Below are 14,257 nucleotides of genomic sequence, written 5' to 3'. Positions count from 1 at the left end.
TAGTACGGAACTACAGGGTCCGCACCCCGACCTGCTCCCAGGCCTTCGAGACGGCGTCCAGCTCCTCACCGTCGCCGAAGCGCTCCCGCGCGGCCTTGACGGTGAGCGTGGCGAAGTCGGTGAACATCGCCTGCTCCTTCAGCTCCCCGCCGGTCAGCACGTCGTACCAGACCTGTCCCGCGCGCTCCCAGGCGTGGCCGCCGAGGGCCGTGGCCGCGAGGTAGAAGGCGTGGTTGGGGATGCCCGAGTTGATGTGGACACCGCCGTTGTCACGGCCGGTGCGGACGAAGTCGTCCATCGTCGCGGGCTGCGGGTCCTTGCCGAGGACGTCGTCGTCGTACGCCGTGCCCGGCTCCTTCATGGAGCGCAGCGCCACGCCCGTCACCCGCGGGGCGAGCAGGCCCGCGCCGATCAGCCAGTCGGCCTCGGCGGCGGTCTGGCCGAGCGTGTACTGCTTGATCAGCGCGCCGAAGACGTCCGACACCGACTCGTTCAGCGCACCGGGCTGGCCGAAATAGGTGAGGTTCGCCGTGTACTGCGTGACGCCGTGGACGAGTTCGTGGCCGATGACGTCGATCGGGATGGTGAAGTCGAGGAAGATCTCCCCGTCGCCGTCCCCGAAGACCATCTGCTCGCCGTTCCAGAAGGCGTTGTTGTAGTCCCGGTCGTAGTGCACCGTCGCGTCCAGCGGAAGGCCGTTGCCGTCGATCGAGTCGCGCTGGTACGCCGTGAGGAGCAGCTCGAAGGTGGCGCCGAGGCCGGCGTAGGCGCGGTTGACCGTGGCGTCCTTGCCGGGCTTGTCGCCCTCGCCGCGGACCTTGTGCCCGGGCAGGTCGGTGCCGTGCCGGGCGTCGTGGACCGTGCGCTGCGGCTTGCCGTCGGCGACCGACGCGACGGCGCTCGCGCCGATGACCGTGGTGAGGCGGCGCTGGGTGCGCTCGAAGGCGTCGCGCTGGAGGGTGCGGCGGGCCGGGCCGGCCAGCGCGGGGTCCTCGGCCTGGGAGAGCTTGTCGAGGACATGGGGCGGAACGATGGTGCAGAAGACGGGCTCGAAGCCCCCGTGAGTCGTCATGCCTGGCACCCTTGCACTGCGTGACGAGCGTGTCACTGGTCGCCACCATGATTGGTGAAATACGCGGACAAGCGACTTCACGCTCCGTGGCTGAGTGGTATGGCGAAGTGGCATAGCGCACTTTTTGTCCTGTATGCGCGCCCGGTCCCGCATACTGATACGGATCCGCACACCTGGAGGGCCTCGGCTAGCATGCTGCGCATCATGCGTTTCGGGCTGCTTCTCCTTAGCTGCCGCGGCGAGGGCCTGTAGTCGAGGCCGACTCCCTCCCCGCGGAGCTTGGTGCTGCGTCGTCGGCCGTCCATCCGGACATCCTGAGGAGCCCCCGCATCATGGCGAACCGCCAGCAGCCCAGTTCCATGCCGATCCACAAGTACGGCCGCTACGAGCAGGTCGACATCCCGGACCGCACCTGGCCGGCCAACCGGATCACCACCGCCCCCCGCTGGCTCTCCACCGACCTGCGCGACGGCAACCAGGCCCTGATCGACCCCATGTCGCCGGCCCGCAAGCGCGCCATGTTCGACCTGCTGGTCAAGATGGGCTACAAGGAGATCGAGGTCGGCTTCCCGGCCTCCGGCCAGACCGACTTCGACTTCGTGCGCTCCATCATCGAGGAGCCCGGGGCCATCCCCGACGACGTCACCATCTCCGTACTGACCCAGGCCCGCGAGGACCTGATCGAGCGGACCGTGGAGTCCCTGAAGGGCGCCAAGCGCGCCACGGTCCACCTGTACAACGCCACGGCCCCCGTCTTCCGCCGGGTCGTCTTCCGCGGCTCCAAGGACGACATCAAGCAGATCGCGATCGACGGCACGCGGCTGGTCATGGAGTACGCGGAGAAGCTGCTGGGCCCGGAGACGGAGTTCGGCTACCAGTACAGCCCCGAGATCTTCACGGACACCGAGCTGGACTTCGCGCTGGAGGTCTGCGAGGCGGTCATGGACGTCTGGCAGCCCGGTCCGGGCCGCGAGATCATCCTCAACCTGCCGGCGACCGTCGAGCGCTCCACGCCCTCCACCCACGCCGACCGCTTCGAGTGGATGGGCCGCAACCTCTCCCGCCGCGAGCACGTCTGCCTGTCCATCCACCCGCACAACGACCGCGGCACGGCCGTCGCCGCCGCCGAGCTGGCCCTGATGGCCGGCGCCGACCGCGTCGAGGGCTGCCTGTTCGGGCAGGGCGAGCGCACCGGCAACGTCGACCTGGTCACCCTGGGCATGAACCTGTTCTCGCAGGGCGTCGACCCGCAGATCGACTTCTCCGACATCGACGAGATCCGTCGTACGTGGGAGTACTGCAACCAGATGGAGGTCCACCCGCGCCACCCGTACGTGGGCGACCTGGTCTACACGTCCTTCTCCGGCTCCCACCAGGACGCCATCAAGAAGGGCTTCGACGCCATGGAGGCCGACGCCGCCGCCAAGGGCGTCACCGTCGACGACATCGAGTGGGCGGTGCCCTACCTGCCGATCGACCCCAAGGACGTCGGCCGCTCCTACGAGGCGGTCATCCGGGTCAATTCGCAGTCCGGCAAGGGCGGTATCGCGTACGTCCTGAAGAACGACCACAAGCTGGAACTGCCGCGCCGGATGCAGATCGAGTTCTCCAAGCTCATCCAGGCGAAGACGGACGCCGAGGGCGGCGAGGTCACGCCGAAGGCCATCTGGGGGGCCTTCGAGGACGAGTACCTGCCCAACCCCGAGAACCCGTGGGGCCGGATCCAGGTCAAGAACAACCAGTCGACCACCGACACCGACGGCGTGGACACGCTGAAGGTGGAGGCCACGGTCGACGGCCAGGACACCGTGCTGACCGGCTCGGGCAACGGCCCGATCTCGGCCTTCTTCGACGCGCTGCAGTCCGTCGGCATCGACGTACGGCTGCTGGACTACCAGGAGCACACGATGAGCGAGGGCGCCTCCGCGCAGGCCGCCTCCTACATCGAATGCGCCATCGACGACAAGGTTCTGTGGGGGATCGGAATCGACGCGAACACGACGCGCGCCTCGCTGAAGGCGGTCGTCTCGGCCGTCAACCGCGCGACTCGCTGACCAGTCGTAACGGGGATTGTGGGGCTCTGCCCGCCGTTGTCCGGCGGGTGGAGCCCCGTCACATACCGGCCAATCCCTGTGAGGGTCACGGAAAGGTCTCCTCCGGGGTGCTGACTCCTCCTCATGGATGTGGCTAACATCACGCAAGCGCGGCGACGCTGCCGTGCGGCGTGACGGAGGTGCGACGTGCTGCCAGGACGGGGACGAAACGGCCATGCCGCCAGGTTTTCCAGCATCCTGGGCACCCGTATCGCATGGACGGCCGCCGGTGACGGGGAGTTCTTCTGCCCCGGCTGCGGCGGCGACCGCAACTACCAGCGGCTGACCGGACAGCGCCGCTTCACCCTGCTCGGCCTGCCCGTGCTGCCGCGCGGCGAGACCGGACCGGTCGTGGAGTGCGCCGCCTGCCGCCGCCACTTCGGCACGGACGTCCTCGACCATCCGACGACCATCCGCTTCTCCGCGATGCTCCGCGACGCCGTGCACACCGTCGCCCTCGCGGTACTGGCAGCGGGCGGCGCCGGTTCCCGTACGGCCTTGGAGGCGGCTGTGCTCGCCGTGCGCGCGGCCGGCTTCGACGACTGCACGGAGGAGCAGCTGGCCGCCCTCGTCGAGGCACTGGAGGCGGACACCGGCCGGATCTCCGGCGAGCCCTGCGGTGCCGGGCTGGCCATAGAGCTCCACGAGGCACTGGACCCGCTCGCCCCGCACCTCGCCACCGTCGGCCGCGAATCGATCCTGCTCCAGGGCGCCCGCATCGCCCTGGCGGACGGGCCGTACACCCCGGCCGAACGGGACGTCCTGGCGACCGTGGGGGCGGCGCTCACCATCTGCTCCGACGACGTGACGCGCTTGCTGGCGGCGGCCGCGCGTACGCCGTCGTGAAACGCGCGCTACTCCCCGGGGAGTAACCCGCCGCCCGGACCGCCCCTGGCGGTATCCCCCGGCTCGACCTCACGCCCGACGAATCGGCCCCCGTGCGCCGGGAGTCTGGAGAGCGTTCCAGACACCCGACCGGAGGGAGCCGGACAGATGGGGGCTGTGAAAACACGTACGGGGCGACGGCGGGCCGTGCCCTGGGTGGTGGTCGGGCTGTGGCTGGCCGCGCTCGTACTGCTCGGGCCGCTCGCCGGGAAGTTCGCCGACATCCAGCAGAACCGCGCCGTCGACTACCTGCCCGACAGCGCCGACTCGACCCAGGTGGCCCGCGTCCAGGACCGCTTGCCCGGCGGGGAGTCGACCGACCTGGTGCTCGTGTACCACCGGGAGGGCGGGCTGACCGACGCCGACCGGCGCACCGCCGCCGAGCAGGCCGCCGAGGTGAGCGGTGCCTACGACCTGACGGGCGGCGAGGTGCGGGGCGTTCCGTCCAAGGACGGCTCCACCCTGATGTACCCGGTCTCCAGCACCCAGCCGGGCCAGGACGAGGAGGCCCGGGACGCCTTCGTCGACGGGGTGCGCGACATCGCCGAGGGCGGCGGCGGACTGAGCGTCGAGGTCGGCGGCCCCGGGGCGCTGAACACCGACATGAACAAGGTGTTCGGGACGCTCGACGCCACGCTGCTGCTCGCCACGCTCGGTGTCGTCACCGTGCTGCTCGTCCTCATCTACCGCAGCCCCTTCCTGTGGCTGGTCCCGCTCGCCGTCGCGGGCGTCGCCGCTGCCACGGCGATGGCCGCCGGGTACGGGCTGCACGAACTGTTCGACGTCACCGTCACCGGCCAGAGCGGCGGTGTGATGACCGTGCTGGTCCTCGGCGCCGGCACCGACTACGCGCTGCTGATCGTCTCCCGCTACCGCGAGGAACTGCGCCGCCACGAGCGGCCGTACGACGCCATGGGCACCGCACTGCGCGGCTGCGGACCGGCGATCCTGGCCTCCTCGGGGACCGTCGCGGCCGGGCTGCTGTGCCTGCTCGCGGCGGACCTCAACAGCAGCAGCGGCATGGGGCCGGTCGGCATGGTCGGGGTGCTCGCCGCGCTGGTCGCCATGACGACCCTGCTGCCCGCGGTGCTGGTGCTGCTCGGACGGCGGGTCTTCTGGCCGCTCATCCCCGCGTTCGGGAGTGAGCCGAAGGCCCGGCGGTCGCTGTTCGCCGCGATGGGCACCTCGGCGACGCGGCGGCCCGCCACGGTGCTGGCCGGTGGGGCCGTGCTGCTCGGCGCCCTCGCGCTCGGCACGCTCAATCTGTCCGGCAGCATCAAGCAGGAGGACTCCTTCACGGAGCGGCCCGAGTCGATCACCGCGATGCGGACGCTGGCCCGGGAGTACCCCGAGCGCAGCAGCCGGCCCGTGACCGTCATCGCGCCCGCCGGCCGGGCCGACGAAGTCGCGGATCTGGCTCGTACGACGCGGGGTGTCGCCGACGTGGCGCCGGGGCGCAGTGGCTCGGGCTGGACCGAGCTCGCCGTCTTCACCACCGCCGCGCCGGAGACCGCGGGTGAGACCCGGACCATCGAGGCGCTGCGTGCCGGGATCGACGATGCGGGTGCGTACGTCGGCGGGCCCAGTGCCCAGCAGATCGATCTGGCCGAGAGCGAGTCCCGCGACCGCAGGGTGGTCGTGCCGTTGGTGCTCGTCGCGGTGTTCGTCATCCTGGTGGGCCTGTTGCGCAGCCTTGTCGCGCCGTTGCTGCTGCTGGCGGCGGTGGTCGCGGTGTGGGGTGCGGCGCTGGGCATCGGCGGGCTGGTGTTCGAGCCGGTGTTCGGGTTCGGCGGTACGGATCCGGGGCTGGGGTTGCTGTCCTTCGTGTTCCTGGTCGCTCTCGGGGTGGACTACGGCATCTTCCTGATGCACCGGATGCGGGAGGAGTCCGTACGGGGGGCCGAGCCGGAGGTGGCCGCGTTGACCGCGTTGCGGACGACGGGTGGGGTGATCGCCTCTGCGGGGGTTGTCCTCGCGGCGACGTTCGCTGTGCTGACGACCTTGCCGATGGTCGGGCTGGTGGAACTCGGGTTCGTCATCGCGGTGGGGGTGTTGCTGGATACGTTCCTCGTGCGTACGTACTTGGTGACCACGGCGAGTGTGCTGTTGCGGCGGAGGGTTTGGTGGCCGGGGCGGCTCTCGCGTGCGCCGGAGCTGCTTGTCGAGGCTGAGGCGGGGCGGGTGCGCACACATGCCCGCAGCTAGTTGAGGATGTGATCGTGCAGGCACCCAGCATCGGTAACCGGATCATCGCGGCGATCAACCGCGACCCCCTCACCGCCCCGCACGCGCTCCGGAACGACGCCGTGCTCTCGGTCGCCGCCGCCGCGGTCGCCGTTGTCCTCGGGCTGCTGGGCGGCAGCGGGCGTGGGCCCGATGCGGTGGGCTGGGTGCTGCTGGTCGCTTGCAACGTGCCGATCGTGTGGCGGCGGCGTCGGCCATTGCTCGTGCTGCTCGGGGTCGTGGCCTGTGTCGCCCCCTACCACGCCCTCGACAACCCGCATTCCGCCCCGATCCCGGCCACGTACATCGCGCTCTACACGGTCGCCGTCACCGGCCGCCCGCTGCGTGCCGCCCTGGTCGGGGCCGGTGTCCTCACCCTCTCGACCAGCGTGATGCTCACCATCAACGCCCATGAGGCCCTGAGGATGCTCCAGATCTCGGGCTGGGTCGTCGCCGTGCTGTTCTGCGGTGTCGACGTGCGGTTCTACCGCCAGTACGTCGCCTCGATCGTGGAGCGTGCCGAACGGGCCGAACGGACAAGGGAGGAGGAGGCCCGGCGGCGGGTCGCCGAGGAGCGGCTGCGGATCGCCCGGGATCTGCACGACCTGCTCGCGCACAGCATCACCCTTATCGGTGTGCAGACCTCCGTCGCCGCCCATGTGCTGTCCGCGGATCCCGAGCGGCTCGACCGGGAGACCGTCGCCAAGGCCCTCGACGACATCGCCGAGACCTGCCGCAGCGCCCGCGGTGAACTCCGTACGACGCTGGAGGTGCTGCGTGAGCACGACCCGCCGGAGACCCGCGGCCCGCTGCCCGGCCTCGACGGCCTGCCCGACCTGGCTGAGGCCGCGCGGCTGGCCGGCGCCCGGGTCGAGCAGACCGTACGGATACGGCAGGCACCGCCCGCCGTCGGCGCAGCCGCCTACCGCATCGTGCAGGAGGCCCTGACAAACGCGGTGCGGCACGCGGGACCCGGCGTCTCGGTCCGTGTGGAGCTGGACGAGCGGCAGGGCGCCCTGCACCTTTCGGTCAGCGACGACGGCACCGGACCGGACCCGGGCGGCACCCCGGGCTTCGGACTCGTCGGAATGCGGGAGCGGGCCCGCAGCGTGGGTGGCACACTCGACGCCGGACCACGCCCCGGGGGCGGCTTCGAGGTGGCCGCGGTCCTGCCGCTGACCACGACGGGGAAGAGGACCGGATGACCATCCGCGTACTGCTCGCGGACGACCAGACCCTGGTGCGGGAGGCGTTCGCGATGCTCGTGGAGTCGGCCCCCGACATGGAGGTCGTCGGCCAGGCCGCCACCGGCAGGCAGGCCGTGGAACTGGCCCGCGGCGCGCGCGCCGACCTCGTCGTGATGGACATCCGCATGCCCGACCTGGACGGCATCGAGGCGACCCGGCTCATCGCCTCCGACGACGACCTCGCGGGCGTCCGCGTCCTGGTCCTCACCACCTACGACACCGACGAGCACATCGTGGACGCCCTGCGCGCCGGCGCCTCCGGGTTCCTGGTCAAGGACACCAGGCCGGCCGAACTCCTCGACGCCATCCGCACGGTCGCGGCCGGGGACTCCCTGCTGTCGCCCGGGCCCACTGCACGGCTGATCGAGCGGTTCCTGCGCAGCCCCTCGGCACCGGCGACCGGCGGGCCGGAGTGCCTGTCCGACCGTGAGCGGGAGGTGCTCGGGCTGGTCGCACGCGGCCTGAACAACACGGAGATAGCCGAGGCGTTGGGCCTGAGCCCGCTGACCGCGAAGACTCACGTCAGCCGCATCATGGGCAAGCTGGCGGCGCGGGACCGGGCGCAGTTGGTCATCGTGGCGTACGAGTCGGGGATCGTGACACCGGGGAACATCTGACGGACAGGCACCATCCGACGCCCCCGCTTCAGGAGCAGGATGAGACTCCTCAGCCGCACCCTCCTCGTCACGACGGTCCTCCTCACCGCCGTCACCGCGACGACCACCGCGACGACCCCCGCCTCGGCCACCCCCGGCTGTACGTCCTCCGTCCCGTACGTCTCGGGCGAGGGCGGCTACGACACGTACCGCATCCCCGCCACCGTCACCACGGGCAAGCACACCGTCCTCGCCTTCGCCGAGGGCAGACGCGGCGGCGCGGGGGACACCGGCGCCATCGACGTCGTCCTCAGACGCTCGGCGGACGGCGGCTGTACCTGGGGCCCGCTCACCGTCGTCGCCGCCGGGAAGGGCGACACCCGGGGCAACCCGGCCCCCGTCGTCGACCCGCGCACCGGCGCGGTCGTGCTCCTCACCTCCTACAACAGCGGCAAGGTGACGGAGGCCCAGATCATGCGGGGCGAGGTCACACCGGAGCAGAGCCGCCGCGTGTTCGTGCAGCACAGCAGGGACGACGGCCGGCACTTCACCGCACCCCGTGAGATCACCGCGCAGGTCAAGCGCCCGACCTGGCGCTGGTACGCGACCGGCCCCGGCCACGCGCTCGCCCTCACCCGGGGTCCGCACGCGGGCCGGCTGGTCGTCCCCGCCAACCACTCGGCGGCCCCGCCCGCCGGCTCCCCGGACACCGGCCAGGAACCCCGCTACTACGGCGCCCACGCGCTCCTCAGCGACGACGGCGGCAGGACCTGGCGGACGGGCTTCGTCGACGACTCCTACGACGGGGTGAACAACGCCAACGAGTCGATCGCCGCACAGCTCCCCGACGGCAGGGTCTACTTCAACGCACGCGACCAGCACGGCACGAGCCCCGGCAACCGCCTCGACAGCCATTCGCGTGACGGTGGCGGGTCCCTCGACCGGCCCTACACCGTGCAGCCCACCCTGAACGAGGTCCCCATCGTCCAGGGCAGCGTCCTGCAACTCGCTGGGAAACACGCGCCGTTGCTGTTCTCCGGCCCGTCCGTCCCCACCGCCCGCCGGGCGATGGCCCTCTGGCGCAGCACCGACGGCGGCGGCACGTTCACCAAGGCGCTGACGCTCTCCCAGCAGCCCGCGGCCTACTCCGACCTGGTGCCGCTCGGCCGGAAGACGGTGGGGATCCTCTACGAGACGGGGGAGCGGGGGACCTACGAGACGATCGAGTTCCGCCGTCTGAGGGCCGACCGGCTCTAGAGCAACCCGGCCGCCGCCAGGTACTTCCCGACCCGCTCCACCTCGTCCGGCGACAGCGGCACCTGCGGCTCCGCCGTCGCCGGGCAGTCGATCACGCCCCGCAGGTGCAGCGCGGCCTTGAAGGCGCCGATCGCCGAGGAACCAGGGCCCATTCGGGCCGGGTCGCCGACGCTCACCATGCCGAACAGGGCGCACAGCCGCTCCTGTTCGGCACGGGCCTCCTCCCACTTGCCGGAACGGCACAGACGCTCCAGGCGGACGTAGCCGTGCGGGTCGACGTTGCCGAGGCCGGGCACCGTCCCGTCCGCGCCAAGCGCGAGCGCCGCGTCGACGATCAGCTCGGAGCCGGTCAGCACGCTGAAGCCGGTGATGCCCTGGCGGTCCCGGGCGCCGGTCAGGACCTGGCGGAAGGCGGCCAGGTCACCGCTGGAGTCCTTGAGTCCGGCCAGGACACCGTCGGCGGCCAGTTCCAGGACCACGTCCGTGGACAGCTTCGTGTGGACGGCGGCGGGAAGGTCGTAGGCGATGACCGGGACCGGGCTGCCGGCCGCGACCGCGCGGTAGTGGCGGGCGATCTCCGCCGGGTGGGTGCGGGCGTAGAACGGGGCGGTGACGACGACCGCGTCCGCTCCGGCCGCCGTCACCGACGCGACATGGTCCAGGACCCGGGCCGTCGTCATGTCGATCGCCCCGGCCAGCACCGGGAGCTGCCCGCTCACATGGGCCGCGACCGACTCGACGACCAGCCTGCGCTGCCGGTCCGGCAGATACGCCGCCTCCGATGTCGAGCCGAGCACGAACAGTCCGCTCACCCCGCCGGCCAGCAGATGGTCGACGAGCCTGAGCAGCGAGGGGACGTCCACCTCGCGGTCCGGTGTCAGGGGCGTGCACACGGGCGGGATGACACCGGTCAGCGGGGTGAGGGTCATGGAGCCTCCATCGGGGCGCGTCGGTGGGCGAGGTCGCGGGTCGACTCGTCCTCCTGGACAGGATGGTGGCAGCGGAAGCGGTGCGCGGGGGCCGACGCGGCCGAGAAGTCCGGCATCGCCTCCGCGCACGTCCCGTCCGCCTTCCAGCAGCGCGTCCGGAACGGGCAGCCGCTCGGCGGGCGGGTCGCCGACGGAACCGGGCCGACCAGCGGGATCGGGTCGATCGGGTCGAGCAGGCCGGGGGTGGCGGAGAACAGGGCGCGGGTGTACGGGTGCCGGGCCCGGTCGGTGACCAGGGCGGCCGGGGACTCCTCCACGATCCGGCCCAGGTACATGGTGATCACACGGTCGCTCATCCGCCGCACCGTCTGGATGTCGTGCGAGACGAACACCAGCGCCAGGCCCAGGCGTTCCTTCAGATCCAGCAGGAGATTGAGGATCTGGGCCCGGACGGACACGTCCAGGGCGCTCGTCGGCTCGTCCGCCACGACCAGGTCCGGGTCCAGCGCCAGCGCCCGGGCGATCGCCACGCGCTGCCGCTGCCCGCCCGACAGCTGTCCCGGCAGGGCGTCGGCGAGGGCCCGGGGGAGGCCTACGAGCGACATCAACTCCCTCACCCGGTCCTCGCGTTGGCTCCTGGTGCCCCGGTCGTGCACGTCCAGCGGGTCCCGCAGGATCTGCCGGACGGGCAGCCGGCGGTTCAGGGCCGTCGACGGGTCCTGGAAGATCATGCCGGTACTGCTGCCGACGGCCCGCCGGCGCTCCGCGGTCGGCATCGCCCACAGGTCCCGGCCCCGGAACGACACCGTGCCCTGGGTCGGCCGCTGCACGCCCACCAGCACCTTCGCCAGCGTCGACTTCCCGCAGCCCGACTCGCCGACCACGCCGACGGTCTCGCCTGGCGCGATGGCCAGGTCCGCGCCGGTCAGGGCGTACACCCGGTCCCGGGTGAACAAGCCGCCGCTACGGGCCTTGTGGACGACGTGAGCATCCGCCAACTGCACGAGCGCATTCATGACACCGCCTCGGTCTCGGTGGCCGACAGCTCTATGGCCGGGTGATGGCAGGCCGCCGTGTGCGCCTCGGGGCCGGCCAGGACCGGAGCCGTCGTACGGCAGATGTCGCTCGCGCGCGGGCACCGGTCCGCGAACCGGCAGCCCGCCGGGAAGTCCGCCGGAGACGGCACGACACCCTTGATCTGCGTCATCCGCTCCTGCGCCGACTCCAGCGACAGCACACTGCCGAGCAGACCGCGCGTGTAGTGGTGGGCCGGTGCCTCCACCAGGTCGGCGGTCACGCCCGTCTCCACGATCTGCCCGCCGTACATCACCACCACCCGGTCGGTGACGTCCGCGATCAGCGCCAGGTCGTGCGAGACGAGGATCAGCGCGAAGCCCAGCTCCTCGCGCAGCCGCAGCAGCAGCTCTATGACCTGGGCCTGCACGGTCACGTCGAGGGCGGTCGTCGGCTCGTCGGCGACGATCAGCTTCGGGTCGCGGGACAGGGCCATGGCGATCAGGACGCGCTGGCGCTGCCCGCCGGACAGTTCGTGCGGATAGCTGCGCAGGGTGCGCTCGGGGTCGAGGCCGACCATCGTCAGCAGTTCGTCCGGACCGCGCCGCCCGCCGCGCCGGACGACCTGTTTGAGCTGGGCGCGGATCGTCATCGCCGGGTTCAGTGACGACAGCGCGTCCTGGTAGATCATCGCCATCTCGTGGCCGAGGAGCTTGCGGCGTACGCGCATCGGCTCGGCGATCAGATCCCGCTGGTGGAACCGGACCTGTCCGCTGACGCGTGCCCCCTTCGGCTCAAGGCCCATGACCGCCAGCGCGGTCAGCGACTTGCCGCAGCCCGACTCGCCGACCAGGCCCAGCACCTCACCGGGACGCACCTCGAAGCTGATGCCGTCCACGATGTCCACGCCGCCGTGCCGCTGGTCGAAGCCGATCGCGAGGTTCTCCACCGCGAGCACCGGCTGACCGGCCCGGGGCAGCCGGCGGGCCCGGGCCCGCAGCCTCCGGGCCGCTTCCGCGAGGCCCGGCAGTTGTACGACCTCCCCGCTGCCGGGCTCCGGCGCCTCCAGCCGGTCGTCCTCGGGCGCCTCCACCTCCCGGGCCGACGGGGCCGCCCACGCGTCGGACACCCCCTCGGACAGGATGTTCAGCGACAGCACCGTGACCAGCATCAGCAGCCCGGGGAACACCGTCGCCCACCAGCCCCCGGTCAGCACCATGTTCTTGCCGTCCGCGATGACACTGCCCCAGGACGGGTCGGGCGGCCGTACACCCGCTCCGATGAAGGACAGCGACGCCTCGAAGACCACCGCCTCGGCGACCTGGACCGTGCAGAACACCAGCACCGGAGCGGCGCAGTTGATCGCCACGTGCTTGAGCACGATGTGCGGGGTCCGGGCGCCGATCACCCGTTCCGCCGTCACATAGTCCTCGCCGTACTGGTCGAGGACGTTCGCCCGGACGACCCGCGCCACCGGTGGCGTGAACAGGAACGCGATCGCGCAGATCAGCACCGTGATGCCACCGCCGAACACCGCCACGAGCACGGCGGCCAGCGCGATGCCCGGGAACGCCATCACGACGTCCAGACAGCGCATCAGCGTCTCGTCGACCGCCTTGCGCGAGGTGGCCGCGATCGCCCCGAGCAGCGCGCCGGCCACCAGCGCCAGGCCCGTCGCGCCGAGCCCGATCGCGAGCGACCAGCGCGCCCCGTACATCAGCCGGCTCAGGATGTCCCGGCCGAGGCTGTCCTGGCCCATCCAGTGCTCGGCTGAGGGATGCCCGGTGCCGTCGACCGGCGGCTGCTGGTCGAGCGGGTCGTGCGGGGCGAGGACCGGCGCGAGCAGCGCCATCAGCACGACGACCGCCAGGAAGCAGACGGCGACCTTCGACAGCAGCGGCAGCCGGCGCCAGCCGCGCAGCCGCAGGCCGGGCCGGGACAACGTCTCGGTGAGGCTCTTGCGGGTCATCATGTGGTCGCATCCCTCAGTCGCGGGTTGACCAGCAGGTAGAGGACGTCGATGACGAGGTTCACGACGACGAACCCGGCCGCCGTGGTCAGGACGACGCCCTGGACGACGGCCGGATCGCCGTTCTTCACCGCGTCGATCATCAGCTTGCCCATGCCCGGCAGCGAGAAGATCGTCTCGATGACGACCGCGCCACCGAGGAGATAACCGACGCGCAGGCCGAGCACGGTGAGCGGATTGATCAGGGCGTTCCGCAGGACGTTCCGCCCGACCACGACCCGGGGCGGCAGCCCGCTGCCGATCGCCGTCCGTACGTAGTCCTTGTCCAGCTCCTCCACCACGGCCGTCCGCACGATCCGGGTCAGCTGCGCCGCCACCGGCAGCGACAGCGCGAAGGCCGGCAGGGTCATGGTCTTCAGCCAGCCGGTGAAGGAGTCGGCCGGGTTGATGTAGCCGCCGGTCGGGAACCAGCCCAGGTCGACCGCCAGGTACTGGATCATCAGCAGCGCCAGCCAGAAGCCGGGCGCGGCGACGCCGGTCAGCGACACGACCCGGATGATCTGGTCGGGCAGCCGGTCCCGGTAGATCGCCGCGGTCACCCCGCCCAGCAGGGACAGCACGACCGCGATGCCCAGGCCCAGGAAGGTCAGCTGGAGGGTGAGCGGCAGCGCGGTGGTGACCTGGTCGATCACCGGCGCCCGGGTCAGCGCGCTGGTGCCCATGTCGCCGTGCAGCACGTCGGCGACGAAGTCCACGTAGCGCACGGGCAGTGGGTCGAGCAGGCCGTGTTCCTCCCGGAAGTCGTGCAGTTGCTGGGGTGTCGGGTTGGCGCCCTGGAAGAACGCGGACGCCGGGTCGACGTCCGAGAACCGCATCACCAGGAACACGAACAGCACGATGCCGAGCATCAGCGGCACGAGCAGGGCGATGCGGCGGAGCAGGATCCGTACGACGGCGATCACGTGGCGAAGG

At 71.5% G+C, this 14,257-nt stretch carries 11 protein-coding genes; 6 read left to right on the top strand and 5 right to left on the bottom strand.

The genetic code is table 11. The annotated features are described in order from the left end of the window. Positions 1-10 precede the first annotated feature (10 nt). The gene (locus AC07DF_RS24595) at positions 11-1,072 is read right to left on the bottom strand and encodes a M4 family metallopeptidase (RefSeq protein WP_478975205.1); all 1,062 of its coding nucleotides are present in this window, start codon (positions 1,070-1,072) and stop codon (positions 11-13) included. 332 nt (positions 1,073-1,404) lie between these two features. On the opposite strand from AC07DF_RS24595, the gene leuA reads away from it, so the two are divergent. The 6 genes from leuA (at position 1,405) to AC07DF_RS24565 (ending at position 9,373) form a co-directional block, all read left to right on the top strand. Beyond that, on the top strand, positions 1,405-3,126 hold the full coding sequence (leuA, locus tag AC07DF_RS24590; RefSeq protein WP_478975202.1) for a 2-isopropylmalate synthase: 1,722 nt from the start codon (positions 1,405-1,407) through the stop codon (positions 3,124-3,126). Between the two features lie 186 nt (positions 3,127-3,312). Then, complete coding sequence (locus AC07DF_RS24585; RefSeq protein WP_382493448.1) at positions 3,313-4,011, top strand: tellurite resistance TerB family protein; 699 nt, start codon at positions 3,313-3,315, stop codon at positions 4,009-4,011. A 147-nt stretch (positions 4,012-4,158) separates the two neighbouring features. Continuing rightward, positions 4,159-6,255 carry an MMPL family transporter gene (locus AC07DF_RS24580; RefSeq protein WP_478975198.1) on the top strand — a complete coding sequence of 699 codons (2,097 nt, stop codon included), beginning with the start codon at positions 4,159-4,161 and terminating at the stop codon, positions 6,253-6,255. Between the two features lie 14 nt (positions 6,256-6,269). Beyond that, entirely contained in the window at positions 6,270-7,478 is a 1,209-nt protein-coding gene (locus AC07DF_RS24575) for a sensor histidine kinase (RefSeq protein ID WP_478975195.1), read from the top strand. Next, positions 7,475-8,137, top strand: coding sequence for a response regulator transcription factor (locus AC07DF_RS24570; protein WP_478975191.1), 663 nt, complete (start codon positions 7,475-7,477; stop codon positions 8,135-8,137). Before AC07DF_RS24575 ends, AC07DF_RS24570 begins: the two co-directional genes overlap by 4 nt. A 39-nt stretch (positions 8,138-8,176) precedes the next feature. Beyond that, positions 8,177-9,373 (top strand): sialidase family protein, encoded by a 1,197-nt coding sequence (locus AC07DF_RS24565; protein WP_478975188.1) that lies wholly within the window; start codon positions 8,177-8,179, stop codon positions 9,371-9,373. On the opposite strand, the gene AC07DF_RS24560 is transcribed toward AC07DF_RS24565, so the two are convergent. Genes AC07DF_RS24560 through AC07DF_RS24545 form a run of 4 tightly spaced genes read right to left on the bottom strand, consistent with a single transcriptional unit; the run spans position 9,370 to position 14,247 of the window. Then, positions 9,370-10,302: a dihydrodipicolinate synthase family protein gene (locus AC07DF_RS24560; RefSeq protein ID WP_478975185.1), complete on the bottom strand. Its 933-nt coding sequence runs from the start codon at positions 10,300-10,302 to the stop codon at positions 9,370-9,372. The genes AC07DF_RS24565 and AC07DF_RS24560 overlap by 4 nt on opposite strands. Then, positions 10,299-11,318 carry an oligopeptide/dipeptide ABC transporter ATP-binding protein gene (locus AC07DF_RS24555; RefSeq protein WP_478975182.1) on the bottom strand — a complete coding sequence of 340 codons (1,020 nt, stop codon included), beginning with the start codon at positions 11,316-11,318 and terminating at the stop codon, positions 10,299-10,301. Before AC07DF_RS24555 ends, AC07DF_RS24560 begins: the two co-directional genes overlap by 4 nt. Continuing rightward, positions 11,315-13,288 carry a dipeptide/oligopeptide/nickel ABC transporter permease/ATP-binding protein gene (locus AC07DF_RS24550; protein ID WP_478975179.1) on the bottom strand — a complete coding sequence of 658 codons (1,974 nt, stop codon included), beginning with the start codon at positions 13,286-13,288 and terminating at the stop codon, positions 11,315-11,317. Before AC07DF_RS24550 ends, AC07DF_RS24555 begins: the two co-directional genes overlap by 4 nt. Further along, on the bottom strand, positions 13,285-14,247 hold the full coding sequence (locus AC07DF_RS24545; protein WP_382579235.1) for an ABC transporter permease: 963 nt from the start codon (positions 14,245-14,247) through the stop codon (positions 13,285-13,287). Before AC07DF_RS24545 ends, AC07DF_RS24550 begins: the two co-directional genes overlap by 4 nt. Positions 14,248-14,257: the final 10 nt, after the last annotated feature.

It is taken from the genome of Streptomyces sp. NPDC044719, assembly GCF_056433405.1.
Note: the sequence above shows the minus strand (reverse complement) of the source record. Positions and strands in the feature narration are given on the sequence as shown.

Excerpts from the sequence above, each read along its gene's own strand:
- AC07DF_RS24595 (WP_478975205.1), bottom strand. The coding sequence starts at position 1,072 with ATGACGACTCACGGGGGCTTCGAGCCCGTCTTCTGCACCATCGTTCCG.
- AC07DF_RS24565 (WP_478975188.1), top strand. The coding sequence starts at position 8,177 with ATGAGACTCCTCAGCCGCACCCTCCTCGTCACGACGGTCCTCCTCACC.
- AC07DF_RS24580 (WP_478975198.1), top strand. The coding sequence starts at position 4,159 with ATGGGGGCTGTGAAAACACGTACGGGGCGACGGCGGGCCGTGCCCTGG.
- AC07DF_RS24550 (WP_478975179.1), bottom strand. The coding sequence starts at position 13,288 with ATGATGACCCGCAAGAGCCTCACCGAGACGTTGTCCCGGCCCGGCCTG.
- leuA (WP_478975202.1), top strand. The coding sequence starts at position 1,405 with ATGGCGAACCGCCAGCAGCCCAGTTCCATGCCGATCCACAAGTACGGC.
- AC07DF_RS24555 (WP_478975182.1), bottom strand. The coding sequence starts at position 11,318 with ATGAATGCGCTCGTGCAGTTGGCGGATGCTCACGTCGTCCACAAGGCC.
- AC07DF_RS24560 (WP_478975185.1), bottom strand. The coding sequence starts at position 10,302 with ATGACCCTCACCCCGCTGACCGGTGTCATCCCGCCCGTGTGCACGCCC.
- AC07DF_RS24570 (WP_478975191.1), top strand. The coding sequence starts at position 7,475 with ATGACCATCCGCGTACTGCTCGCGGACGACCAGACCCTGGTGCGGGAG.